This is a genomic window from Humiphilus diazotrophicus (assembly GCF_059726315.1).
Genome location: NZ_AP040870.1, coordinates 1,332,866 through 1,358,184, shown reverse-complemented (window position 1 = coordinate 1,358,184; position 25,319 = coordinate 1,332,866). Strand labels below are relative to the sequence as shown.

Sequence of the window (25,319 nt, the reverse complement as noted above, 5' to 3'; positions counted from 1 at the left end):
AGTCCAACATTCGAGACTGGTCTGTCAGGAGAATACGGGCTCATTTAGTGGAAACCCTGCGTTGGCTTTGCCTGATCTGGAGGTACCTTTACGCTGAACCGCTTTTGTCTGTTGATGTTCATGAACACGATCAACAAAGAACGAGGGTAGCACGTAGGAAAACTTCTGTGTATTTAGGACTCATTTGTGTCTCTCCCCGAAGGGCAGCTGACATGCTATGCTTTCTCTCCATAGTGCGAACTTTTCTTGCTATTCTCTTTATCCTCGTCGCGCTACCAATCGTAATCTTGCTGGTATTGTCGTCGACGCCTGTGGTGGAGTTGCCTGCTTCGGTCACTGCACTTGGAGCAGCCACGCCACTGACTCTTCACGTTAAAGATCCTCATGGTGTCCGGAAGATTTCTGCCTTTATCGAGCAGAATGGCGCCCGGTATAAAGCGTGGGAGACCGTCCAGCCGTCACGGCGGATCTTCTGGCAACGGCATGTTCCCGATAGCACTTGGGAGCTTACCGCTGGAACCAAGACGACGCCTCAGCTCAAGGATGGTAAGGCGCGCCTGGTGTTTGAGGTCACATCAAATGATTTCCGTGGAAAGACCGTTGAGGTTTCACGCGACGTCAATGTGGTAACGCAGCCGCCTATGCTCTCCGTCGATTCCGACCAGCACTATCTCTATAAGGGCATGGCAGAGCTGGTGACCTTCAATGTCTCCGGATATGCGACGGAGTCGGGTGTTCGAGTGGGGAACCAGACTTTCCGCAGCTGGCCAATGCCGGGCGGCAAGCCTGGGCTCTTCTCGCTCTTTGCCTTTGCCTGGAATATGCCGGATGGAACCATCCCGATGGTGTATGCAACCAATCCTGCCGGGAACATGGTCACCGGACAAATGATCATTCAGTTTCCGAAGAACCAGCAGCCGGTATATAGAGTCCGTGATCTGACAATTGACGACCGCTTCATGCAGAAGGTTGTGAACGAACTGGATCCGAATGGATCCGGGGATATGGTCACTCGTTTCGTAAAGATCAACAGTGAGATGCGTAAGGAGAACAACAAGGTTCTGGCCGACTTGCGGTTTAAGACAGAACCTCGATTCCTATGGTCGCAGCCCTTCCGTCAGCAGGCCAACTCAAAAGTCGAGGCCCACTTTGCGGATGTACGGAATTACATCTATCAGGGCAAGAAGATCGATCAGCAGGTTCATCTCGGCTACGATCTCTCTATCACGCAGCATGTAGGTGTTGAAGCGACAAATGACGGTCGCGTCGTTTATGCTGCTCCGCTGGGTATTTACGGTAATTGCATCGTGGTAGATCACGGATATGGTCTGCAGTCGATATACGGACACATGAGCGAGATAGGTGTTCGGGTTGGCGATATGGTCAAGCGTGGTCAGGTTATGGGCAAGAGCGGCGAGACAGGAATGGCTGGCGGTGATCATATTCACTTCAGCATGCAGTTGGAGGGAATTCAGATCGATCCCAAGGAATGGTGGGATGCTCACTGGATCAAAGACCACATTGCCAAGAGAGTGGATCTTCCCGACTTTCACCAGTAGCTTATTTGTAACCAATACGATTCTAGAAATCGAAAAGACAAGCGGCGCTCCACATTGGGGCGCCGCTTGTCTTTAATCTTTATGTGTCTATTTGAGCTGCTCTGCACTCCCACTCCGGGAACAGTTTGTGGCTGTCCCCGGAGCTCTGCGTTGGGTCGTGCTTTCTCTTCCGCCAGTGATGTTCTACTGACGGCAGAGCTCTTCGGCATTGCAGCTGCAGAGTCTGCGAATCATGCCGGATAAACCAAGGAAGAATGACAGGAAAAGCACAACACAATCATGCGCGGTGGACAAGAGACCGTGATTGATTCGGCGAATCCTTATGCCCTCTCTCCTTTAGCAGGAGAGGGATGCAATGTTGCCTTCTGCGGACATTAGCGATTACCAGAGGCGTTCCTAACGAAAGGCAGAAAATTGTAACTGATCCTATGCTCAACATGTTTCCACCTTAAATAGCGCTATTGGGAACAAAAACCATCAAGCCTGTTTGAAAAAATTCAGAATCACAAGCTTCAGGAGAGAAGCCTTCCGCTTTTTGTTCACATTCCGATATGCCGACTCATCTCTTCTTACGAAATGAGCAAGGTGGATTCTTGGGAGCAACGAATTGCTGAATAGCAGAAGGAAAGGGAAACAGTATTTCCCTTAAAAATCCATATGCATGCGCACAGAAGGAACCCATACCGGACCTCGATCCCGGTTATAGCCTGGGTGATCGATATGGCTGAGCCCTACAGCGTAAAAAAGTCCCCGCCATGCATGGAGGTTGTAATAGCTTTCGACAATATTCTCTCTGCCATAGTTCAGATTGCTATCGCCAAGGAGAAATCCTTGGCCACCATAGCGCAGGTAGTTCTGGTGGTCTCGCTTAATGGCATTACTGACGAAGGCAATACCGATCTTATCGACGGGTCTTCCCCATGAAGTTCCGTTGTAGTCTCCCCCGATTTCGATGGTTTGGTCGACTTCGGTATAAGCAAAGGACTCGTGTTGACCTTCATTCCATCCAAAACGGCTGAAGAGGCGCAGGCTATTTGTGATTTCCTGTTCATTGTTGAAGCCGAATCCGTATTTGACGGCCCCGAAATGCTCATGACGGGTGATCGAAGGTTTTGGGTCAACACCCTTAAGGTAGGCGTCAACTGCCTCTCGATAACTGCCCATATGGGCAGTGTTAACGAAACTCAGAACGCGAGTGGTTCCTTTGCGATTAGCAAGCAGCGATTTACGCAGCTCAAATTCCATGTTCTGGCCGCGTGCACGAGAGAGCGCCCAATCCAGATCGATTCCATTGGCAACCGTGGGCATTGCAGCGATTCCGTATCGAACGCTCCAGTTTCGGTCGTCATATTCGAGAGTGGCCGCGACTGTGTATCCACGGGTATCTGCTGCGTAGTCCCATGCTCCGTTGTTGTCCACTGTCCAATTCGTGAACTGCAGATGACTGTCGCTGCCGATGCTGTTGATATCGAAGACGTCAGGCATACTCATCTTGCCGATGCGCAGTTCTAAGCGGCGGACCGGTTCTTCCTTCGCCAGCGAGAAGGGACCCCGTTCCGCCTCTACCATCTCATTCGTTAGCCCTATCGTTTGATGAATAATGCCACGGGCTAAATATGGCTTCGATCCCAGATTCGGATTACGCACGACATCGATATTGGTAAAACCGGCGAGTCCAAGAGCCTGGCTGAGTCCTCGTCCTCCCGCACTCTCGAAATTCACCAGGAAATCGGTGTTATACCGGATATTCCGGTGTGGCTGATAGCCAAGGTAAAGAGTCCCGATGAGCGATGTCTTGTATTCTCCTGCTCCAGTCAGGCTGTTTGTGCCTGAATAAGGCGCGTGAAACGGCGGATGCGCCTGGAAAATAATGTTTGCCTGACCCGAAATCCAGTAGGGAGCCGTCTGGGAGTGCGGAAACATTGTGACAACGGGATCCTTGGGCAACTGGCGCTCTTCCGGTGACACTCCAGCTTCAGAAGAGTTACTTCTTTGTCCTGCAAACGGATCTAGCAGGTACCACGAAGCACTATTGTAGGCATGTTGTTGTGAAACGGGAGCATCGGGTATCTGTTCTGTGGATTGGGCGACAGTCCACGGAAGGCTTGCTAATAGAAAAAAGAATGTAAGGATAAAACGCACTATTCCTCCAACAGAGTACCCGAAAGCTCTCTTAATCTTACGCAATTATGCGATTTTGCTAGAGCACAAATCTGCTTACCCAAAGCAGGCAAATGTTGCATTCTCGTTAAAACTATAGGGACGCCTATGGTGCTGTTTTGTTTGGGCAGGATCATCTCCAGGTGCATCCAGTTCTACGGAAGAGGAGTCTTGCGCTTCTCTGAATGCTCTCATCTTGCTGTCTATCCAGACACGGGCTAGCGGCCGACGAGGGTTCCCTGTTTCGATCCATACACACGAGAGCTGATGATTGGAACGAACAATAACCGACGCGGTGCGGGACAAATTGAGCATGGATCTCCTCCTTTTACGAGATACGCCGCATGCGAGCGAGCGATAGCGCTTGCTGTAATGGGGATTCTCGAATTTCGAATTTAGGAGGTGAGTAGTTCCGCAGACTTGCGAAGATTGCTCACACTCTCAGCAAATGACGTACGCTGAGAAGCGAGCAGTACCGATCATTGCATGATGGATTCGGTAACCATATCGCTTTCGCAGCGCAGATATCGGATATCGGATTCCGATGGTTGCGAAGATTCAGTATTCATACAGTTGAATGTGGCTGTAGGCTGCTATGCCTTCCACCATGGCTTTTGTATCACATATTAGTGCGGTAGGGGAAATAGGGACCCAAAAATGATGGGAAGAAATCGTGACGAAGAAGGAATCGTAGTTGCCGTCGAAGCCGTTTATGCGCCTATGGCTTTCATCTTTTCCTCTTCGGAGAGGTATATTTTGCGAAATTCTTCGGCAGATACGGGTCGACCGAACAGCCAGCCCTGAGCGCAGGCGTCCGGAAAATTATCACGGAAGTATGCTGCTTGTTCTTCGGTCTCAATTCCTTCGACTACAACCTTCAGATTCAGATTCTTTGCCATCTCCAATATCTGAGGCAGAATTGAGCCGATGACAGCTTCTGTGCAAATTGCATTTGTAAAGGAGCTGTCTATCTTGATTGCATCGACTGCGAGTTCATGCAGATAGGAAAGGCTAGAATACCCCGTTCCAAAATCGTCAATGAAAATGCGGTATCCCTGAGAACGTAAGGTAAGAATAGCGTTGATGGCTATCGATCTGTCAGCAGCAGAGCGCTCTGTCAATTCCAGTCCGATGCTGTTCGGAGAAACATTTGCCTGTTGCAAGTAATCTCGAAGTAGGGAGGCGAATTGAGGATTACCGAGATCGGCGGCATTTATGTTGATATTGAGTTGAAACCAAGGATTTTCGTTTAGCGTTTCTCCCATGTCTCGAATCGCATGGGAAAGCACGCGTTCCGTGAGGCTGCAGATTAGGCCGGATTCCTCCGCCAGCTTTACAAAAGCCTCGGGATTTTGCGCACAACCGTCCCTGTCTGTCCAGCGAACGAGGGCTTCAGCGCCCATGAGTCTTTGATCCGAAAGATGGATTACCGGTTGATAGACAAGATGCAGCTTGTCTTCACGTATGGCTCGTTGGAGTTTCTGCTTCGGGCTTATCTGCCGGAAATAGAGCAGCACGAAGGCCGATCCGAATCCCAATCCGACTAGAGCACCCATAATGATGAAGCCGCTCATCGTACTGCGATTGATCTGTACTATCTCTGGAACGGTGGTATAAGCAACCAGGCAATTAAAAAACTGCCCAGAACAACGGGTCGCGTATAGGATGTTTCCGCTTCTTCCAGATCCATTCTTGCTGACTAATTCTGGAGTGATGTGTAGGCGGTTTCCAAGAACCGCAACGGGATGCTGTTCTCCTCCCTCCGGAACTGTAATTGAATAGTGGAAGGGGGGAGCATCCAGATCCGTGAGTGTATGTGGTCTGAATACGACAAACGATTCCCGCAATTGCAGTACAAGCAGATCATGGTTGTTCATGAGAAAAGGAGGGAGATGCAGATAAACCTGCGTACCATCCTTTTGGACAAGGGCTGGCTTGGGGAGGGGAAGCGGATGCGGAAGGCGGTTGAGCATCGCAGTGCAAACAACTTTGCCTCCTTGTACACGTGCCAACTCCTTCAGATATTCCGATTGAAAAGCAAGCTTGCGAAGAAATGTCAGCTCTTGATCGGAGCAGAACGGAAAAGACGAAGCATTCATCTGCTCGAGAATGGTTCGTGATTCCGAAGAGGAGGCTTCTGCCCTCGCCATCAGACTGTTTGCATATCGAGCTAATTTAGGTTGTGTCGACCGGATGATAATTTCGTTCCCGGTTGTATAGCCTGCAACCACACCCACAAAGGACAGCGCCAAAGTAGAGAAGAGAGTTATAAAAAAGCGTTGTGTTGTTAGTTGCGGCATATTGGGCTTTCAGCTCGTCTTTCGATATGCTCTCCGTTATTAGCTGCGGTGTTGCTGAACAAGAAGCGTAAGCGAGGAAGAGTGGTCAAGAGGTATTTCTGAAGAAAAAACCGGAAAGATATGCAGCGAGCTGGTTCGCGCGGTGAGCTGGTCTTGTTGAAGATGGGGAGCATCCGCACGACAGACATCGATCGTAGCTACAGCACAGAGGGCGAAAGAGAAGCCGCCGAACATGAATGTGCTTCGATCTCATGAGAATGACCTAATGCTCTTATCGGCCAGAATCCTCATAAGAATATAAGATATTGCAAGAAAGTGAGATGGACTTACCTTTGCAATTGTAGATTGAGCAGTGGTACACGGTATTCGCCGGTAATATACCCCCGATCAATGCCAATGTTGTAAGGGAATGCTAACATTCGGGAAAATATCGCAGCGGATTTACGCATTCTCTTGAACGTACTTCACATGGTTACTTTCGTGACGTCTTCAACTGCGCTATCCGGATACATTCTTCAATCGTTTTATTAAGGCGATTTTCGCGAGATTCAGGATTGCGGTAGTAAAAAATACCGAATAGTTCTCGCCGCCGGTGTGAAGCTGACATGGCCTCCCACCCTTTTCTGGCGACAGGGGTACGCATGAAGGCCGCCTTCAGTATCGGTGGTAACTCCCTTTCTGCTTCCATGGTTGCCAAGAGCCGTTCTGCAATCTGATCGGCTCTCCTGGTCCGTGCTTCTGCGCTCTTTACACCTTCGATCCACGTACAGATATCTCGGCGAATGGATTCACTCAATTGGTCATACCAGCGGCGAAGTGTACGGTCCTCAGCGAGCGCTCGTTTTAGCTCCTGTGGCACAGTAACAACCCGTTCCTCCGTGTCCGGTTCCAGGAAAATTTCGGCGAGGCCTCCGAGTTTTACTTTTGCTCCGGCCTGCATCTTTTTGTTGACAAGCAAGTAGTAGTTATTGTTACCGGTAGGAAAGAGGGAAGTACGAAAAGCGAAGCCATTGATTTCTCCCTTAACTCTTGGGCGGCTTCCTGTAATCCGTCCCGCGGTTACTTCCTGGGGGATGTGGACGATGGTCCATCCCAAACTAGCGCTCCCTCGCTCCAGGGTTGCAGAAAATAGCTTTTTCCCGAGTCGTCCCATTGACGGAATATAACGTGATTGTCGAGGTTTGTTAAGAGACAAATGGCGGATCTTCTATTTGAACCTCGAACCTAAAGTGAAGAAGCTTCGCCGGTGCTATATTCCCGCTATGGAGCCGGTACTGAATCCTTTGAACCCAATTTTGACGGCACAACTCTTTCCCAAGATTGAAGAGCAATTGATTAAGTTACTCGAGTCGCTAACTCCCGAGGCCTGGGATCTCCAGACGATAGCTCCGAAATGGCGGGTGAAAGATGTAGTTGCTCATTTGCTTGATACCCAATTGCGCAAACTGTCGTTTGTCAGAGATGGATGTCATCTGCAAACAGATAGCTCAGGACCTGACGATATCGTATCTTTCGTGAATCGTCTCAACGACGAGGGCGTTCGCTTCTATGGGCGCTTGAGCCCGAAGGTGCTCGTCTCTCTGATGGAAAGGGCTTCACAAGAAAGCTCGGCGTTTCATCAGTCGCTAGATCCATATGGGCAGGCTACATTTTCCGTAAGTTGGGCGGGAGAAGAGCATTCAGCCAATTGGTTCGATACTGCGCGTGAATTCACAGAACGTTGGCACCACCAACAACAGATTCGCCTGGCAGTGGGGAGAGAGGGCATCATGACTCCGGAGTTGTACTATCCAGTCCTCGATTGCTTCATGCGTGCCCTGCCGTATCACTATCGGATGATGCCCGCGGATTCCGGTACATGGGTGAAATTTACCGTATCCGGTGCTTGCGGCGGGGACTGGTTTCTTTACCGTACCCAGGAAGTATGGCAGCTTGTTCAAAATGTCTCCGGTGTGCCCTCCAGTCTCGTGAGGATTCCTCAGGAAATTGCATGGCGTGTATTTACTAAGGGGATTTCCACGGCTTCAGCAGAGGAACAGATTGAAATAGAGGGCGATCGTATATTGGGTGTTCATGTGTTGAAGATGTTAACAATCGTAGGCTAACCTGTTAGGCGAGCCGCTTGACGCGATACGCGCAACGCCGTGCACCGGAAACAATGTGCTCGAGGCGTTCAACTTCAACATCGGGACCCAGTACCTTGCGAAATAGATCCAGTTCCGTTTGGCAGAATCCCTGGCATTGCCTTGCAGCGACACAGATCGGGCAATGATTTTCAAGTAAGAGGAAGCTCCCCTTCTTTTCCGTGCGGACTTCTGCCATATAGCCCTCTGTTGTCCTCAGGCTGGCCAACTGCTGAAGCTTTTGCTTCAAGGAAGCCGTTGGTGTTATCTGTTCGCTATAAGAAACTTGCTGGCGTGCATTTCTGATTTCTAGAATCTTTTCCAATCCTGGGGATCCAAAGGCATCTCCCACGGCATTCAGAAGAGAGACATTGAGCTCTGCATAGGCATGTGGGAAGAGTTGATCTGCCGCCGGTGTCAATTGCCAATACTTTACTGGCCGGCCAATGGGTACCGGTCGTTCTTCGACCTGGACAAACTTCTCTGTCTGCAACGCATAAAGATGCTGCCGTATGGCCATTGCGGTAAGACCTAAACGTTGGGCAAGTTGAGCCGAGGTCATCGGCCCTTCAGTCTTGAGCAACTGCACGAGTGCTCCTCGAGTTTTGCCATCTGCGGCTTGGGGCACCATGGAGGTCATAATTGGTTTCTAAAAATATTTCTTTACAAAGTCAAGTATACAGTTCTATTCTGACTTTCGAAAGATATTTCTTTAGAAAGTCGGTTGGGGACGTTTATGCATCGGAGTAATCTGCCGGAGAATCGGGTTTCTGTCGTTGGTATCAGTGGCAGCAGAAGACGCGGTAGCTACACTCGCATGGCTGTCGAGCTGGCGCTAAAAGGTGCGGAAGAGTCTGGAGCTCATACTCAACTGATTGATCTAAGGGAGTATGACCTTGCCTTTTGCGAAGGCAAGGATAGTGAAAATTCGTTTTCTGAAGACTACTTCCAGCTGCGCCGTGCCGTTACTCAAGCCAATGGCATTATTCTAGGTACCCCCGAGTACCATGGCAGTTTTAGCGGCGTTTTGAAGAACGCTCTTGATCTGATGGGTTTCGATGAGATTGCTGGCAAGATGATCGGATTAGTTGCCGTTTCCGGCGGTGCCTTGGGTGGTGTTCATGCTTTGGACAGCCTTCGTTCGATTGGGCGGGCGCTTCATGCATGGGTCATTCCCGAGCAAGCGGCGATTCCGGAAGCGTATAAGCTTTTCGATGCAATGGGAAACCTGAGGGATCTGACGTTGGAGAAGCGAGTAAAGGACGTTGGACGCCAAGTTGCGCGTTTCTCTTACCTCCATAACTCCGAGAAGGCCCAAGAGTTTTTACGAGAGTGGGAACTTGCTCCGGCCAACATTGGTGGATAGAGACGCTAGAATATTCGAGATACATTGTCTTTTCCCAGCCACCAAATTTTTGTTCTTCTGCATCGTTGCAGGCTGTTCTAGCTGTGTTTGTGAGCGTGCCACTCTTCGGCGGTAAGCGCCCATATCTCTGTTTTCAGAAGTCCGCAGACGTATTCTCTATCCTCGACGGAAATTACTCGCATTCCCTGTTTCTCTGAGATTCGCCGCGAGGCAGTATTGAGCGCCGCTTTAGGAACCCGCAGGACAGGAAATTGGAGAGTATCGAACCAATAATCTGTAATTGTGTCTGCCGCTTCGCTCATGAGTCCTAGTCCTTGCCAGGGAAACCCCAGCCAGAAACCACGATTCGTTTCTTCTCCCTTCATGAGCCCGATGGCTCCGATTAGTTGTTTGGGATTTGTCTTGAGGCGTAAGCTCCAATGCCATTGTTCTCCCCGTTCCATCGCTGGTAGGGCGACGTCGCGATAATAAGCGAGTGCTCCATTGGGTGGATAAGGCCAAGGCACACGGCTGTTGAGAAAGCGAACGATTGGCCACTCGGCGAACAGAGGTTGTGCCTGCTCCGCATCTGCCAACTCGAGTGGGTAAAGGAAAAGCCTGGCAGTCTCAAGTGGTGCAATCATGACTCATGATACCTTCGGCACGAGCATCTTCCCACCTCCTCTACTGCTTGTTGTTTATCATCCTCAAGCTCCGCAGCTAGAGAGCTTTAAATGCACTTTGCCATGAGTCCGTGATGGCACCTTAGCGAGGGGCTATTGTCACTTTTTTGCTGACGAAGGCGATACGAGAGGTTTATGATGCTTTCGTTTTGGACGACAACTAAAGAGGCGACCGTAAATGTCTATCTTTATCCGTGGTTGCTGGTTCTCTGGGATATGCCTTCTTCCTATACTTTTGGTGGTCCCGCTTGCGCGTGCGCAGAAACCTGTTGCGAGTGAATATCCAACTCCGGCTCATCTCACGGCAGAGCAAGATCATCAACGGATAATGGATATTTTGCATATCACTTCGCTACGTAGAGGTGCAGATGGAAATCCCAATTCGCCTTTTGCGGCCAACAGCGACGAATCAAAGGTTCCTCCCTATAAACTTCCTGATCCTCTCGTCATGAACGATAGAACTCGAATTACAACAGCCAAAATGTGGTGGGAGAAGCGCAGGCCTGAGATCCTCGAAGACTTCGATCGCGAGATTTATGGGCGTGTACCGAACAATATCCAAAAGGTGAATTGGGAAGTTGTGAGCGTTACGAGAGAAAAGAATGGAGATTTTCCAACAATCACCAAGAAGCTTGTCGGCCATGTAGACAACTCAACTTATCCGCCGATCAAAGTGGATATTCAGTTGACCCTTTCTACACCCGCGAATGCCTCCGGGCCAGTGCCGGTGATTATGGAATTTGGTTTCAATTGGCCGCTTCCGGGGATGTCTAAAGTACCGCCTCCACCTCCGTCTATAAACGGAGGCGGACTTCCTTGGCAACAACAAGTGCTTGCGAAGGGGTGGGGGTATGCCATTCTTATACCTACCAGTTATCAGGCAGACAATGGCGCGGGGCTAACGGAAGGTGTTATCGGCCTAGTGAATAAGGGGCAGCCCCGGAAGGTTGATGATTGGGGAGTGCTGCGGGCGTGGGCATGGGGAGCAAGCCGCGCGCTGGATTATTTTGAAACAGATAAGGCTGTTAATGCGAAGCAGGTTGGGATCGAAGGGCTCTCCCGCTACGGCAAAGCCGCGATCATAACAATGGCTTATGACCAGCGTTTTGCGATTGGCTTTATCGGTTCTTCGGGAGAGGGCGGGGCCAAACTTAGCCGCCGTGACTTTGGCGAGAAGGTTGAGAATCTGGCTGGCACTGGTGAATATCACTGGATGGCTGGCAACTTTCTCAAGTATGCCGGTCCTTTGACCCCAAACGATTTGCCCGTCGATGCGCACGAGTTAATAGCGCTGTGTGCCCCACGGCCTGTTTTTATTAGCGTAGGGTCTCCCTCCGTGGAAGGAACTTGGGTGGATGCTCGGGGGATGTTTCTTGCCGGTGTTGCCGCTGGACCAGTGTACAGCTTGATGGGGAAGAAGGGGCTGAGTGTATCAGAACTTCCACCGATTGAAACACCACTCCTCGATGGTGATATTGCATTTCGCCAGCATAGTGGAGGTCATACTACAGGTCCGAACTGGCCAGCATTTCTGGACTTTGCAGGACGCTATCTGCACGCGCCAGGGAAGTAATTGGGTGCCCGTCTATCGAGCCGCTTAAGGACAATTCTTGAAGCAATCGTGAGCACCCAAATCTTGTAACCGTTATTTCCCTCGTGCCGCAGTTGAAGGGGGAACTATTCCCTTGAGTCTGAGATATACAGACAAATAGCCATACTCTTCACTGGAGTGGGTCGTGTTGTAAATCAGGGCTCCCAGTCTTGTTAACTTTCGTGGCCCCAGGCTGATTGTCTGTATGGCGTTGTCATCAGTGACAGAACCGAAGGCTGCGTTGCATATTGAGGAGGATTCTTTGATTGCTGCTACCAGATCTGTCTTTGCTGTTTTCTCTTGTGCGCCCACGGATTTCGTCTGGCCTAGGGCGGTAGAGCAGATTCGTGCCTGAGCATCTGCGATGTGAGCGATGAGTTGTCCGAAGGAGCGAATCTCGGGAGTAGGCTTAAAGCTGTAGTCAGCTTCAGGCATAGCTTCTGCCGCCTTCTGCAGATTGTCGCTGACTCGGGTATAGGCTTCTTTGGATTCTGCGACCAGAGGGTTGGTGGCTTGAGCATGAAGACTGCCTGACATGACGACAAGCAGGGCCATCAGAGTGGGGAAGCGTTTCATCGATGTCCTTTCTTTGGAGCGAGGAGATTCCTTAGGTCTTGTTTACTCGAGTACCTGCGCATGATAACTGCTGCCTCGTTAAAGAGGAAATAATGAAATCCGGTTTTCTGGCTGTCCTTGAGTTTGTGCGTATTCCCTACCAGAGAGAAGTAGAGCAGTGAGCACTTGTCCGAGTAACGTGCGCCAAACGTCTAGGGATCGAGGTCGGAACAGATTCCTATCCGAAGCTTCAAGACAGAACGTGATGCTTATGCCTTCACGGCAAAAATTCCAGCAAGATATTGCCGATGGGCCAAGGCTACGATGCACCAGAGGAGAGCTACTACAAAAGCAAGTGGCAGTCCGCTTGGAGCCATAAGCAAGTGGAAAAACAGAATATTGACTATGACGGGAGCTAACAATACCAGTGCCAGAGGGACAAACCGATTCGCTAAGAATAGAACCGCTGTGATAACTTCAAGCCCAAAAATGAAGACAAGGTAGTGGGAGACAAAGAGCGCTCCTATAAACTGTCCTGCTACTCCTGTTGGCTGCGACATGGGCAGGAAGTGGAGAAATCCATTTAGTCCAAAGAAGAGAAATATCAATCCAAGCAGCGCTTGAGAGATGCGGAAAGCTATCTTCATAACTATTCATTCTCCGGTAAGTATGTCGAGATATCCGGCGTTGATGGTTCGCCATTCCCATGAATGCATCTACTGCAGGAAGTTGCCAGCCACAGGGGGTCACGTCAATTCGGAACCAGCTGCTGCGTGTATATGTATACATGTGGAATGAAAGAATCCCGCTAAGCGCATGATGTTGAGGGCTATGGTTTAGATTCAATAGATTGAAGCATCTGGGACTGATTTTCTGGGGATGATAACGTTTCCCCTCAATGCAAATGTATGCTATCGTTCATCTTTTCCTTGGTTTATGTCTGACTTTCCCAGACGGGAAGCGTACTGATAAATAAACGATTGTCTGTTGATGAAACCCTAGCGCGTTTTCAAACGTCCATTAAGTAGTTGGCGCAATTTGTATATAAGATGGCGTGTTTTGCCTATGTCGGTTTTCTGCAGCAATCTAGAGTAGGGCCATGAGTGAGGTAAGGGCGTTCTCTGCTGCAAGTGCAACAGCTCCACTTGAGCAGGCTTCGATCTTTCGGCGGGAGCCGGGAGAGACGGATATCCAGATTGAGATTTTGTACTGTGGTGTCTGTCATTCGGATTTACATCAGATACGAGATGAATGGAGAAGTGTGGCACCGACCACGTATCCGTGCGTCCCTGGACACGAGATTGTCGGGCGCGTAAACAAGGTTGGGTCGGCGGTAAATGCATTTAGCGTGGGGGACTTGGCAGCTGTCGGTTGTATGGTCGACTCCTGCCGTAGCTGTACATCTTGTCAGGAAGGGCAGGAGCAGTACTGTTTGAACTATCCCACCTTTACCTACAATTCTCCGGACAAATATACAGGTGGCGTCACCTACGGCGGGTATTCCAAGAGCATTGTTGTGGATCAGCATTTTGCTCTTCATGTTCCTGCCAATTTGAACTTGGCTGCAGTTGCTCCACTGCTTTGTGCTGGGATTACTACCTATTCTCCTTTACGGCACTGGAAGGTCTCCAAGGGGAAGAAAGTAGGCGTAGTGGGGCTGGGAGGCTTAGGGCACATGGCGGTGAAGTTTGCTCACGCCTTTGGTGCTCATGTGGTGTTGTTTACAACTTCGCCGGGAAAGACTGAAGACGCATTGCGTTTAGGCGCGGACGAAGTAGCGGTATCTCGTAGCAGTAGCGAGATGAGTAAGCACTCCAGGAGTTTCGATTTCATCCTGGATACCGTGTCTGCAGCGCACGATGTGAATGCTTATCTTGACCTGCTAAAGCTTGACGGCTCTCTTACATTGGTCGGCGCGCCGGAAAAGCCATTTCCTGTATCGACTTTCAATCTGCTGCTAGGACGTCGCAGTGTGGCAGGGTCGATGATCGGCGGTATTCGGGAAACGCAAGAGATGCTTGATTTTTGTGGCGTACATGGGATTACTTCGGACGTTGAGGTCATTCCGATTCAGTCAATTAACGAAGCCTATGAGCGATTGTTGAAGGGCGATGTTAGATACCGGTTTGTGATCGACATGGCTACTCTTTAATGCAGGTGTATAGGATCAAAAATGAGTAAACATTTCCGAATTGCGGGAAGGATTGTAGGCAGGTTGAAGGAGTTGGGTGTCGAGCCCGCCGTGGTGCTACGGTGTGCTGGATTATCATCTGACCTCTTTGATCAAACGAAGATTCAGGTAACCACAGACGAGTTTTTCTCTCTATGGCGGGCCATCGGTGAAGTGAGTCAGGATCAGGCAATTGGGCTCAAGGTTGGGACCGAAACCAATATGGAGCGTTATGATCCGATAGGTATTGCGGCGATATGCTCCCGAAACTTTGGTGAAGCGCTCGGTCAGATTTCCCGTTACAAGCAACTGACTTGTCCGGAAGAAGTCTGGTTTGAAAAGCGCCAGGATGAGTGTGCCGTTCAGTTTCGCTTCCTTTTGGCTACAGAGGATGAGCCGGAAGTTCTGGTAGATAACTGTTTTGCTTGGATCCTTTCCATAGCGCGCCGCGGCTTAGGAGCACAGTTTTCGCCGCTGCGTCTGGAACTGGTACATCGTCGTGAGGACGTGAAGTACCTGGAGAGGCATTTCGGATGTCCTGTACTCTTTGGTGCCGATCGGAACACACTTGTCTTCCGTGCTTCCGATATAGAGCAGCCCTTTACAACACACAATGCTGAATTGTTGGCGATGATTGCTCCTCAGCTTGAAGAAGAGTTGAGCCAGAACCAGGAAAAGCAGAGCTTCCCGGAGCAGGTTCGAGCCGTAATTCAGCGCAGACTGCCGGGCCAACGTCCGAAGATTCAGGATGTTGCTCGCGAGCTTTACATCAGCTCTCGTACTCTGCAGCGTCGGTTGCAAGAATGCGGCTATAGCTTCCAACAGGTGCTGGAAGAAGCGAGGCGCGAGCTTGCACGTCACTATTTAACCTATTCTCCGCTTGAGTTGAACGAGACGGCCTACCTTCTGGGCTATGAGGACGCCAACTCTTTTGTTCGCGCCTTTCGCGGATGGGAAGGTGTTCCTCCTGCACATTGGAGAGAGGCTCAGCGGGTTAAGGCTGTTTCGTAGTTCCCGTCTCTGCTTCTTCCTAAACCCAATTCCTATCAGGTCAATGGCGTTGTCATTGGCCTGATATATTAGATATAAGAGCTTTGTTTTGAATGAGGCAGCTTGTGCTTTCCATGCACGAGGGGCCTAAGGTCTCCTTGAAAGATTTTTATACCAGGGAAGCGAAGTGAATTGTATAGGGCAGTTTTTAGAGGAGCGCGCGGGGAGAGTGTGCAGAAAACTGTCTAGAACTTGAGAAGAAAGGGCATGGAATGCCACGCCCCTCCTGATTGATCTTTGCCTAAGTGATCACCGGGGAATTGGCAACACCCTCCAGCCCAAAGACTCGCTGATAGTGCTCGACTTCTTCCTTTGGTCCCATGGCTTTCTGAAAATTATCCGAGAGTTTTACCGCAGGTCTTCCATCCGCATCGTTGAGCTTGCAGACAAGACTGACTGGATTAAATCCATCATCCCCGCTGGGATTGCAATTACGAAAATCATTGGTAAGAAGAGTTCCCCAGCCGGAGCTGAAGCGGATACGACGATCCGGTACCCATCTCTTCTCGTCGAGGAAATCGCTGGCCTTCTGGAAATCTGCAGGGGAGGCGCCATTCCGGATTCTCCCCGCAAAATAGGCATGTAGAGCCAGGATATTGTCTACATCGAGAGAGTCAGAGGCAATCAAGAGCTTCTTCTTCGGGTCGCGGCCACGTTGCTCAAGCCAGGCGATATACTCATCGCCAGCTATAAAAGGATCTTTGCTGTCGATGCGTTGTCCTGTCCAATCGGCTACCCATTCGGGAGCATTGCGCAGGAACTGTGTTGTTCCGAAGGTATCAGGAAGAAGGATGAGCAATTCTCCTTGATACGTCTGCTGCCACAGCTCAAGCATGCGATATTGAGCCTTCTTCAATTCCTCGTCATTATTGGCCAATGCGGCCAACGCCATAGGCAGTTCGTGAGCATTGGTGCCGATTGCTTCCAGGTCATGCTTATAGGCCAGAAAAGCATTGGATGTTCCGCTGAATACATTTCCGAGTACATCGGCCATCGCCTTGACGGTGTACTCCTGCCAGAGAAAGCTATGACGACGACGGGTTCCGAAGTCGCTGAGCCTCAGACATGGAACTCCACGCAACCGCTCCATCTTCTCCCAGAGTTTTGTTTTGGCTCTTGCGTAAATAATATCCAGTTCGAATTCACTCAAATGCTTCAAGGCCGCACGCGTTTTGAGTTCATTGATTGTGGAGAGTGCGTAGATCTCCCAGAGCGTTGTTTCGGTCCAGAGACCATGAAACGTAAGGAAGAACTGGCCATCCCGTACGGAAAGCTCGTAATCCGACAAGCGAAAGTCCTGATCGAGCCACTCAATAAATGCCGATTCAAAGATTCCCCGGCGGCCATAGAAGGTATTACCAGCCAGCCAGATCAGCTCGGATTTGTGAAAACGAAGCTTTTTTGTGTGTTGCAGCTGCTCTTCGAGTTGATGACGGTCAATGACATCTGCCAGACGCATCTGTACAGTTCGATTGATGAGAGAGAATGAAGCCTTCGTTCTCGGAAAGTGCTTCCAGATAAATTGGAGCATCAGCAGCTTATAGAAGTCTGTGTCAAGCAAGGACCGAGTGATAGGGTCCAGTTCCCAATTGTGATTGTGCGCGCGTCTGGCAAGATTAATAATCACGATTTCATTACTTTACTGCACCGGAGGGGGAAAACGGAATTGTCTCCGGGTGATTCTGTCTGGCTTTTGCACCGGGGACTCAGGCTAATTTGATCTCGTTTCGGTTGCTCATATTGTCAAAAGCGCAGAATCGGTTACTAAGAATCACACGACCCGGGCGACGGGACGTTATTAAGGTCGTTATAGATCATTCATTTTTCTATCTTCGATAAGGACGTCGATCTGCTACTGCTTCCAATGTGAAAGCTTTCTGGTGGCCCGAGATAAGCAGGTTTGAGTCCTCCGGTATTGATCACGAGTTTTTCCAAAACCACTCCTGGATCGACCATCCAAATCTTCAGTGTGTGATAGCCCGGATTCGTTATTGTATGAGTTGACACAACATGACGAATGTTGTCGCTAACCGTCTTCTCCCAAGCTTTTAGCGATGCGTCGGCCAAGGCATCAATGATCTGTGGCTGCTGGTCGTCAAAGGAGACTGCAAAACGCAGGCCACGTCCAGGGACGAAGTTCAGTGTCGGAGCAATATTGGCATCCACCACTACCTGTCCAGTATGGAAGAGGTAAAGACCATATTCGAGACGAGGTGAATCCTGCATCGATGTGCTGCTTTTGACGTCTATCGGGACGATGGTCATTGCCGAAAGTGTATTCCCGTAGTCAGGAATCTTCTCCCAGCGGCCCTCTTTGCTGTCAGTCCGGTTTGTATAGTGTTCGGCTTCTATCGATATGTAGCCATTGCTTTCGACAAATCCGTGAAGCGGTTGAGCCGGATGCGGATGAAATGCAGATACCAAAACCTTGACAGCTTTTCCCTTGGGTTGCGATACCTCTATCCATCCATTGGCTCTGTCTTCAGGAACGTGCTTCCAATCGATAGAGATCCATAGTCGCTGTTCTTTTGCTACTTGGCCGTGCTGAAGAGAGCTCAGAATCCACGGTGCGCTTGGTTTTACGGTATAGGAGAAGGAACCCGATCCTCGATTGAAGATGTCAACGTAGTATCGTTGCCGATTAGTGGAATCGAACTCAGGGAGGGAGAGGTGTTGGGAAGCTTCTGCCGAGCCTTCGACGGACACACCCATCTCCGGAGTTGGGGCGAGCTGAATCTCCTTTACCTCTGGCATCGTGTTTTGCAGTGGTTGATTCCAGTAGGTGTAGCCTATATGCGTTTGGTCCATCATGTGTTCCCATTTACCTCCGGCAAGCACACGGTTATAGCGATTGGATAGCTCGGCATCTTTCTGGAAGAGTTCGCGTACTTTGCTTGCCAGATCGTTTGCGCTAGCCCGTCCCTGGTCTGCGTATAGGTGATTTTTCCCTGCGGTGATGTATAGCTCTGTCACGATCTCGGATGCTTGAGTCGGGAAGAGCACTAATTCGAAGAAGGCATCGCGCTTTTCTTCAGGGAGAGCCAGATAGATCTTTTCGGCCTGTTGTGCGATCGCTTGGAATTCGGCTAGTACTGTTTCTGCTTCGCGATAATTAGTTTGGCTATAGGTGTTTGGAGTCAGCAGTTCAGGCTTGCGACGTCCATTGTATTTCGTGTATTTCTCAACGATTTCTGCTATCTGGGGTGCGAAGTCAGGTCCGAACTCTCTTGCTGCCCATAGCCGGGTAAATTCATCCAGCTTGTCTTTGGGCCAGCGGTTGGGGTCGCGGGCGAAATTGAGGAAGAATTCTATGGGGAACTCCATCGGCTTCAGGTCGCCAACATTCACGATCCAGATGCGATCGGCTCCATAGTGAAGAGCCATGTTCATCTGTTCCCATGTTTTGCTGATGGGCACAGTATTTAACCACTTGTAGGAACGTGGGCCTCCCACGTAATCGAAGTGGTAATAGATTCCTGCTCCTCCGCTGCGTTGCCGTTCTTCGGCGGTCGGCAGGCGGCGGATGTTTCCCCAGTTGTCGTCGCACCAGAGAAGGGTGACATCGTCAGGGACTCGCATCCCTTTCTCGTAGTATTCCTGTACCTCTTTGTATAAAGCCCACACCTGAGGGTCGCGGGGACGAGTTGGATCGGTGTGCTGGTCGATGATCCTACGCTGATCGGCAACGATCCTTTCGAGAAGTTCCGTGTTGGCTGTGGGAGACATGGCCATATCTCCGTCTCCACGCATGCCTATCGTGATGATGCTTTCGTATTGCTTGTTGCGCTCGACTCCTTCTGTCCAGAAGTCCTGTAGCTCAGCGGCATTGGTTGCGTAATTCCAGGGGCCTTTGCCATGCCGCTTCCACTCTTGTTGAGCACGAAGCATCGGTTCATGGTGGGATGTCCCCATGACGATGCCGTACTCATCGGCGAGCTTGGGATTTAGCGGATCGTCTTCATTGAAGGCGTTGTCCCACATGGCTGGCCATAGATAATTTGCTTTGAGACGCAAGAGAAGTTCGAAGACTTTTTCGTAAAACTGATGATTGTAGTTCCCAAATTTTGCCTTGACCCAACCCGTGAGGGAAGGCGCTTCATCGTTCAGGAAGATCCCCCGATATTTCACCGCAGGGGGGCCTTCCAGGTATTTCACAGGCTTTACCAGCAGCGTTTCGTGGTGGGGAACTGGTACGTCAGCCCACCAATACCAGGGGGAAACTCCAATCTGTTCGGAGAGATCGTAGATGCCGTAGATCGTGCCCCGTTTATCGCTGCCCACAATCACTAGAGCTTGGGATACCCCTGGCATCGGCTGCGATACAACCTGGATTAAAAAGGACTCCCATTTGCCTGTTATCGAAGTGGCGTCGACCTTCTTTTCTCGGACTAATTGATCGATAACCGCGCTTTGGCCCAAAGTTCCGATCAAAACTGTGGGGTTCTTGATCTCCTGCCGGTCATGGAGGATCTGGGGCGTACAGGCTGTTACACGGAATATATCCTGCCGAAGATCATTCGCCGCGCGCTGGACCCCAGGGAAGTCTTTCGAGTCTACATAGAGGCTGGCAGTCTGTTTGGCCTTAACCAAGGGAAAAGCACCAGGCGTCGAACGGTGAAGAATATAGGCCGGATGCCCAAGCGCGAAGGCTCCTATTGAGAAAGACAGCAGAAAAATAGCTGTGAATCGCTTTACGCCAAAATATATGACTGACAGACAAGCAGAATGCCGCATTATGCCCCTCGAATTGGTAAGCAGCGATTTTATCTAAATCGCTTTAATTAGGGCAAAACTTTGTCGTGTCCGGCTATTTTTTCTCTTTCATCTGCAACAGGTGCCAGGCCGAGATACTTCCTGCATCCTTGATTTCACCCTCAAGAATAAGGCGTTCGAAATCCTGAATCGGCACACGCTTAACCACCAGATCCTGTTCTTCCGTTTCCAGAGATTGTTCTCCTTGAGTAAGTCCTGTAGCCCGAAAGATGTGGAAGCCCTGATTGGACATTCCGTAGGCGATAAAGAGGTGTCCGATGTAGTCCATACGTCCTGCAATTAGGCCGGTTTCTTCTTGTAACTCTCCACGAGCGACGTCGAGGGGATCGGCTGTCGGATTAAGCTCCCACGTCCCCTGGGGGAACTCCAGAAAGCGCTTGCCTATCGGGTACCGGTATTGTTCGACGAGGTAGAGATCGTTGCCTTCGACCGGGATAATGAGAGCGAAATCGGGCTTTTCAACGACACTGTAAATACCCTGAGAGCCGTCCGCCCGTTCAATAGCGTCTTCTCGGACGGTCATCCAGCGATTTTGATAGACCGTGCGACTGCTTATCGTGTGAATGCTCATATTTCGATCATGTCAGTCCGAAAGGGTCCAGACAAGTTTAGATCTTTCCGAAAAGGAGTAGACCGAAGCAATAGAAGTTGGCGCGGCTTTCCGCCAAAGACCGGAGCCCCTAGCAAACCCGTCTCTGGATCTCAAAGGTTCTTTTCAAAAGCTGCCGAAGTCTTGGTGTGAGAGTAGCCTTCCTGAAGGTAAAAACGATGCGCTGCTTCGTGGGCAATCTGAGAGCGCACGCGGATTTTTAAAATCCCTTTTTCTTTGGCCCATCCTTCTGCCTGAGCAATCAGATTGGAGCCAATGCCGGCACCACGGCAGTCCTTGGCAATTGCAAGTCCACTGATCAAGGCATGAGCTTCCGATTGCAGCGGCTGTTGAATTGACACATGAATCCAGCCCACCACGCGGGTGTGAAGACAGGCTAGAAAGATGGCGTCTTCTTCCGGGCGGGAGTTGAGCCGTTCAATTCTTGCCTGCATAATCTCCGGTTCAGTCGGATAACCAAGCTCAGCACTGAGAGCTGCTATTACGCCAGCGTCTTCAGGGCTGGCAGTGCGAATCCGGAGTGGATCTGGTTTCATTTCGAGCATGTTGAGCCGCCTTTTCGGTTACCTCTGTGTGTTTGGCTTCCCGATGGTCTAGTCTTGCCGAAAGAACTGCCAATCCAATTGCTATTACGGTACACCGAAAGTTGCTACTGCAAGATCACTAAATTTTATTCACGGGGAATTGCGTTACCAAGAGCCGGAACCAGACCCGTTGTTGTGGCAGGTATCCCGGGTTCTATCTTCGATACACTGAAGAAGAGGGAATTATGAGAACGCAGCTCAATAGTCGCGATGTCTTGCTGGTTATCGATGTCCAGAACGACTTTTGTCCCGGTGGAACTCTTGCCGTTCCAGAGGGAGACCAGGTTATTCCCGTGATCAACAAGATTGTTTCGCGTTTCCCTCACATCGTTCTCACGCAAGACTGGCATCCTCGCAATCATGGTTCTTTTGCCTCCAGTCATCCGGGGAAAAAGCCGTTCGAGACCGTCAATGCTGCTTATGGCGAGCAGACCTTATGGCCCGATCATTGTGTGCAAAATACGGAAGGAGCAATGCTGCATTCCGCTCTTCGAGTTCCCGCCGCAGAATTGATCCTGCGAAAAGGCTTCCGCGCCGAGATTGATTCCTATTCTGCCTTTCAGGAAAACGATCGAACTACCAAGACAGGTTTGGCTGGATATCTGCAAGAGCGAGAGTTGGCGAGGGTATTTGTTGTAGGACTCGCGTATGACTATTGTGTGCGCTTTTCCGCAGTCGATGCGCAGTTGGCTGGCTTCCTGGCCATCGTAATTGAGGATGCATGCCGAGCCATCGATTTGAATGGCTCGGTCGCTGCAACAAGGGCTGAATTTGCAGCTGTTGGTGTGCGGTCGATCAACAGCTCCGATATCTTGTAAGTCTCTTATTTCGGAGTGGGCGCGGACATCAAATTCACGAACATTTTGGTGAACTTTGGAAGATCCAGATCAACCTGCGCATGTACCTTTTGAAGGTCGCGACTTGGCTTGAGTGCATCGGTCCAGGTAAGCGTATCTCCATAGGTCGGACCATGACTCAGGTCCACGTCCATGTAGAGCATACGTTCTTTGGTGACAATGCTGGGATCGAGCCAGGCGCAAGCCGTAAGCTCGTCCCAAAGATAGTAGCGGTCCTGCGAATACTTCGCGATGTACTGAGCTGCGGGGTTCGACGACTTCGAAATGGCATCCAGCATCTCTTGGGTGAACATGGCCTTGATCGAAATATCAACCGTCGTGACGTCGATTCGCGGCCAATGCGCAGTCAGGGTAATATGGGCTGCTTCGGGATCGAACCAGAAGTTGAATTCATGCCGTGGATTGGAGGCAAACTCCGGGTCGTCGGTCTGTGGGTTCAGGCTGCCGCCCATCAAGATAATGCCCTTTGTGAGTTCCGCAAAATGAGGATCGATCTTGAGTGCCAGTGCGATATTGGTGAGCGGTCCACCAGCGTAAATTGTGACTTCGTGAGGATGAGCATGAACCTGGCGGATAAGGAAATGTGCTGCGTCTTCCTCCAGCGGCTTGGTGTGCGGAGTTCCTTCCGGCAATGCCGGAATCTCCCATGGCCCATGGCCTTTGGGCTGTGACGGCATTACTCCTTCGGCATTCACCGCGCCATTTCCCCAGGCGCCCAGCCAGACTACCTTTCCATGGAGTTGCGATGTGATTTGTGTTTCTGCCTGTGTGCGAACGAGAGGAAAGACGGCTCCTGGCACAACAGGAACATCGGTGCGTCCAATCAACTCCAGCATACGGAGAGTATGTTGTACCTCTTCAGCGTGCCAGGCATTTCCGGAAACCATGGTGATTCCCAGAACCTTCACTTCGGGGGATTGCAACAAGACCATCATGGACATTTGATTTGACCCACCAGGCCCGGAACCATCCTGGTCGATGAGCACGAGGCACTTATCGGCAAGCACGGGTAAACTGAGCCCCAAGAACAGAAGCAGAAAACAAAGTCGTCGCATTTGCGGTTATTTTCGCATGCCTGCATGCTCTCAGCCACGTTTTGCAGGCCGAGAACATACAGACACAAAGATGAAATCAGAAGACGATGCGGCCTGTTGCAATGAGCCCATGGTTGTAGCTGTGGTACTGCGAGGTGGCGATTTGCATGCCGCCCCCGAAAGCAAAGGCAGTTCTGTTGCGCTTGGCTCTACCGAATTTATGCGGGGTGATCATGATTCCCGGAGTGATGAAGGTCTGGGTCCGCCCATCGTTGCTGCCTCCATGAAAATAGGTAGAGTTGAACTCCAGTTCAGGCCATAGATAGGAGCCCAAATGGTATTGGAAGACGGTATTCCAGAGGATGGGTCGGCCCATTGCTTTGGTGTGCCCGGTCGGGAGCGGTGCTCCAAGGGACGATTGCACATCAAAGCGCCCGAAGCCCTTTCCTGCTGAAAGCGTGGGATTGATCGAGCCGTCCGGGCTGCCATTCTTATAGCTTCCTGTCGGAGCAGTTCCGATCAACGTGAAGTTGACAGCATAGCTACCATTTTTAGGATTGCCGCTCAGAACACGGTATTTCAAGATCAGCTGCCAGTCTCCGCTTCCATCTTTGGCCTTCGTATTGTGCTCGATGTAGGGTGGCATAGTGATGTCAAGCTCTGTTCTGTACCAGGGAATGAGGCTGAATCCCTTATTCGCCCCATAATTCCAGGTAGTCGTATGTGTCGGGGTTATCTGACGAATGGCATCGAAGCGTGCCAGTTGTACCAGCACCGAGGAGGGGGTGACCACGGGTGCTACCCAGGCCGGTTGTTCCGAAGTTGTTTTAAGAACCCTGTCTTCCCATGAGCTGAAGAACTTTGTTTGCCCGTGAGCCAGTAAAGGCTGGAGGAGAAGAAGAATGCTGGCCACGATGACAGCTGTAAGACGTCCGGTCATTCATGTTCCTTTTGAAGAGGAATTAAGTATTTCGGCTTCGGTGAAAATCTGAAATGGATGTTTGTCTGTTACCTGGGCTTCAATAGTGAATTGCCTGAATGGATATGTATCTGGCGGATGTTTCCTATGAACAGGCACGCGGTACCAGGGCCGGGACCTTGCTACATGTCCAGGCTTGGGTTACATTCCAGCCCAGACGTGTGCGTAGCTTTCCGCCATCTGTTCTGCACTATATGTAAGTGCATGACTTCATGAAAATCGATTTAATTGTGCGCATGATAAGTAGCAGCGGTCACATGCCGCCTTGGGCATGTTCCGATTGTCATTCATACAAGTGTGTACGGAAGTGACAAGCACGTCAGGGTGCCTGCTGGAGGTTGCTCGTGAATACAAATTACCGGACGTCGTATTACAAAGCAATAGAAATGTTCACAGCCAAATTTCCGGTTTTGACGGATAGCTAGTTTCCTTCAACCTTTGGGTGGATGCCTAATTCCCGAATGTGTTCTATAAGATCCGTAGGATGAACTGGCTTTACCAGGACGGTGAAATCGTGGCCAGCCTGGCGTGCTGAATGCAAAAGGTCGACAGTAGAAGCTTGACCGGAGAACAGGACGATCTTACAGTCTGGGATTTGTTTTTTGATGGCTATCGCCAGATCGACCCCGTTTATGCCGGGCATCATCACATCGCTGATAAGCAATTCCGGAGGGACTACATTAGCCAGTTCTAGAGCTTGTTCGCCATCGTAAGCCGGAAAGGCGGCGAATCCGTGATGTATAAGGATTGCAGCCAAGGTGTCGGCTATCACAGGTTCATCGTCGACAATAAACACTACAGGGCGCGGTGGGAGAGGCTTCCTTTCCAGACCCTGAGCTAGGATTTCTGCAATAGGAACTGCTTCAAACCTGCTCTTTTCTGACATGGAAGGGCCCTCTTCGTAACACTAGCATTCTATTCCGCTACCGGAAAAAGATTTTAGTAT

22 protein-coding genes are annotated in these 25,319 nt (G+C 50.4%); 7 read left to right on the top strand and 15 right to left on the bottom strand.

Translation table 11 applies throughout. From position 1 onward, the window contains the following. The first annotated feature begins 212 nt into the window (after nt 1–212). On the top strand, nt 213–1,559 hold the full coding sequence (locus AC6I7T_RS06935; RefSeq protein ID WP_497792605.1) for a M23 family metallopeptidase: 1,347 nt from the start codon (nt 213–215) through the stop codon (nt 1,557–1,559). Nucleotides 1,560–2,204: 645 nt separating this feature from the next. Here AC6I7T_RS06935 and AC6I7T_RS06930 read toward each other — a convergent pair. From AC6I7T_RS06930 to AC6I7T_RS06915, 4 genes are all read right to left on the bottom strand, one after another. Further along, nucleotides 2,205–3,701, bottom strand: a complete 1,497-nt coding sequence (locus tag AC6I7T_RS06930; protein WP_497792604.1) for a carbohydrate porin — start codon at nt 3,699–3,701, stop codon at nt 2,205–2,207. Nucleotides 3,702–3,776: 75 nt separating this feature from the next. Then, on the bottom strand, nt 3,777–4,034 hold the full coding sequence (locus tag AC6I7T_RS06925) for a hypothetical protein (RefSeq protein WP_497792603.1): 258 nt from the start codon (nt 4,032–4,034) through the stop codon (nt 3,777–3,779). 395 nt (nt 4,035–4,429) lie between these two features. Next, the gene (locus AC6I7T_RS06920; protein ID WP_497792602.1) at nt 4,430–6,019 is read right to left on the bottom strand and encodes an EAL domain-containing protein; all 1,590 of its coding nucleotides are present in this window, start codon (nt 6,017–6,019) and stop codon (nt 4,430–4,432) included. A gap of 472 nt (nt 6,020–6,491) precedes the next feature. Beyond that, entirely contained in the window at nt 6,492–7,172 is a 681-nt protein-coding gene (locus tag AC6I7T_RS06915; protein ID WP_497794567.1) for a YdeI/OmpD-associated family protein, read from the bottom strand. 76 nt (nt 7,173–7,248) lie between these two features. On the opposite strand from AC6I7T_RS06915, the gene AC6I7T_RS06910 reads away from it, so the two are divergent. After that, nucleotides 7,249–8,124 (top strand): maleylpyruvate isomerase N-terminal domain-containing protein, encoded by an 876-nt coding sequence (locus AC6I7T_RS06910; RefSeq protein WP_497792601.1) that lies wholly within the window; start codon nt 7,249–7,251, stop codon nt 8,122–8,124. Between the two features lie 4 nt (nt 8,125–8,128). Here the strand turns inward: AC6I7T_RS06910 and AC6I7T_RS06905 are convergent, their stop codons facing one another. Continuing rightward, nucleotides 8,129–8,782, bottom strand: coding sequence for a helix-turn-helix transcriptional regulator (locus AC6I7T_RS06905; RefSeq protein ID WP_497792600.1), 654 nt, complete (start codon nt 8,780–8,782; stop codon nt 8,129–8,131). A 96-nt stretch (nt 8,783–8,878) separates the two neighbouring features. Here AC6I7T_RS06905 and AC6I7T_RS06900 point away from each other — a divergent pair, with 96 nt between their 5' ends. Further along, nucleotides 8,879–9,508: an NADPH-dependent FMN reductase gene (locus tag AC6I7T_RS06900; RefSeq protein ID WP_497792599.1), complete on the top strand. Its 630-nt coding sequence runs from the start codon at nt 8,879–8,881 to the stop codon at nt 9,506–9,508. 77 nt (nt 9,509–9,585) lie between these two features. On the opposite strand, the gene AC6I7T_RS06895 is transcribed toward AC6I7T_RS06900, so the two are convergent. Continuing rightward, entirely contained in the window at nt 9,586–10,131 is a 546-nt protein-coding gene (locus tag AC6I7T_RS06895) for a GNAT family N-acetyltransferase (protein WP_497792598.1), read from the bottom strand. A gap of 217 nt (nt 10,132–10,348) precedes the next feature. Here AC6I7T_RS06895 and AC6I7T_RS06890 point away from each other — a divergent pair, with 217 nt between their 5' ends. After that, on the top strand, nt 10,349–11,743 hold the full coding sequence (locus tag AC6I7T_RS06890; RefSeq protein WP_497792597.1) for a glucuronyl esterase domain-containing protein: 1,395 nt from the start codon (nt 10,349–10,351) through the stop codon (nt 11,741–11,743). 72 nt (nt 11,744–11,815) lie between these two features. On the opposite strand, the gene AC6I7T_RS06885 is transcribed toward AC6I7T_RS06890, so the two are convergent. Next, on the bottom strand, nt 11,816–12,337 hold the full coding sequence (locus tag AC6I7T_RS06885) for a DinB family protein (protein ID WP_497792596.1): 522 nt from the start codon (nt 12,335–12,337) through the stop codon (nt 11,816–11,818). A gap of 248 nt (nt 12,338–12,585) precedes the next feature. After that, on the bottom strand, nt 12,586–12,963 hold the full coding sequence (locus tag AC6I7T_RS06880) for a hypothetical protein (RefSeq protein WP_497792595.1): 378 nt from the start codon (nt 12,961–12,963) through the stop codon (nt 12,586–12,588). 452 nt (nt 12,964–13,415) lie between these two features. On the opposite strand from AC6I7T_RS06880, the gene AC6I7T_RS06875 reads away from it, so the two are divergent. Further along, nucleotides 13,416–14,468: an NAD(P)-dependent alcohol dehydrogenase gene (locus AC6I7T_RS06875; RefSeq protein ID WP_497792594.1), complete on the top strand. Its 1,053-nt coding sequence runs from the start codon at nt 13,416–13,418 to the stop codon at nt 14,466–14,468. Between the two features lie 21 nt (nt 14,469–14,489). Beyond that, nucleotides 14,490–15,497 carry an AraC family transcriptional regulator gene (locus AC6I7T_RS06870; protein ID WP_497792593.1) on the top strand — a complete coding sequence of 336 codons (1,008 nt, stop codon included), beginning with the start codon at nt 14,490–14,492 and terminating at the stop codon, nt 15,495–15,497. Between the two features lie 280 nt (nt 15,498–15,777). Here AC6I7T_RS06870 and AC6I7T_RS06865 read toward each other — a convergent pair whose 3' ends face one another. The 4 genes from AC6I7T_RS06865 to AC6I7T_RS06850 form a co-directional block, all read right to left on the bottom strand. Continuing rightward, on the bottom strand, nt 15,778–17,163 hold the full coding sequence (locus AC6I7T_RS06865) for a nicotinate phosphoribosyltransferase (protein ID WP_497792592.1): 1,386 nt from the start codon (nt 17,161–17,163) through the stop codon (nt 15,778–15,780). A gap of 191 nt (nt 17,164–17,354) precedes the next feature. After that, nucleotides 17,355–20,270: a glycosyl hydrolase 115 family protein gene (locus tag AC6I7T_RS06860; protein ID WP_497792591.1), complete on the bottom strand. Its 2,916-nt coding sequence runs from the start codon at nt 20,268–20,270 to the stop codon at nt 17,355–17,357. A gap of 73 nt (nt 20,271–20,343) precedes the next feature. Beyond that, complete coding sequence (locus tag AC6I7T_RS06855) at nt 20,344–20,880, bottom strand: NUDIX domain-containing protein (protein ID WP_497792590.1); 537 nt, start codon at nt 20,878–20,880, stop codon at nt 20,344–20,346. Between the two features lie 131 nt (nt 20,881–21,011). Then, the gene (locus AC6I7T_RS06850) at nt 21,012–21,464 is read right to left on the bottom strand and encodes a GNAT family N-acetyltransferase (RefSeq protein ID WP_497792589.1); all 453 of its coding nucleotides are present in this window, start codon (nt 21,462–21,464) and stop codon (nt 21,012–21,014) included. Between the two features lie 224 nt (nt 21,465–21,688). On the opposite strand from AC6I7T_RS06850, the gene pncA reads away from it, so the two are divergent. Beyond that, nucleotides 21,689–22,321, top strand: coding sequence for a bifunctional nicotinamidase/pyrazinamidase (gene pncA / locus AC6I7T_RS06845; protein WP_497792588.1), 633 nt, complete (start codon nt 21,689–21,691; stop codon nt 22,319–22,321). A 5-nt stretch (nt 22,322–22,326) separates the two neighbouring features. On the opposite strand, the gene AC6I7T_RS06840 is transcribed toward pncA, so the two are convergent. From AC6I7T_RS06840 to AC6I7T_RS06830, 3 genes are all read right to left on the bottom strand, one after another. Next, the gene (locus AC6I7T_RS06840) at nt 22,327–23,415 is read right to left on the bottom strand and encodes a nucleoside hydrolase (RefSeq protein WP_497792587.1); all 1,089 of its coding nucleotides are present in this window, start codon (nt 23,413–23,415) and stop codon (nt 22,327–22,329) included. A gap of 76 nt (nt 23,416–23,491) precedes the next feature. Then, a complete protein-coding gene (locus AC6I7T_RS06835) occupies nt 23,492–24,334 on the bottom strand; it encodes a hypothetical protein (RefSeq protein WP_497792586.1) in 843 nt (280 codons plus the stop codon). A 460-nt stretch (nt 24,335–24,794) separates the two neighbouring features. After that, a complete protein-coding gene (locus AC6I7T_RS06830) occupies nt 24,795–25,259 on the bottom strand; it encodes a response regulator (protein ID WP_497792584.1) in 465 nt (154 codons plus the stop codon). Between the last annotated feature and the right edge of the window lie 60 nt (nt 25,260–25,319).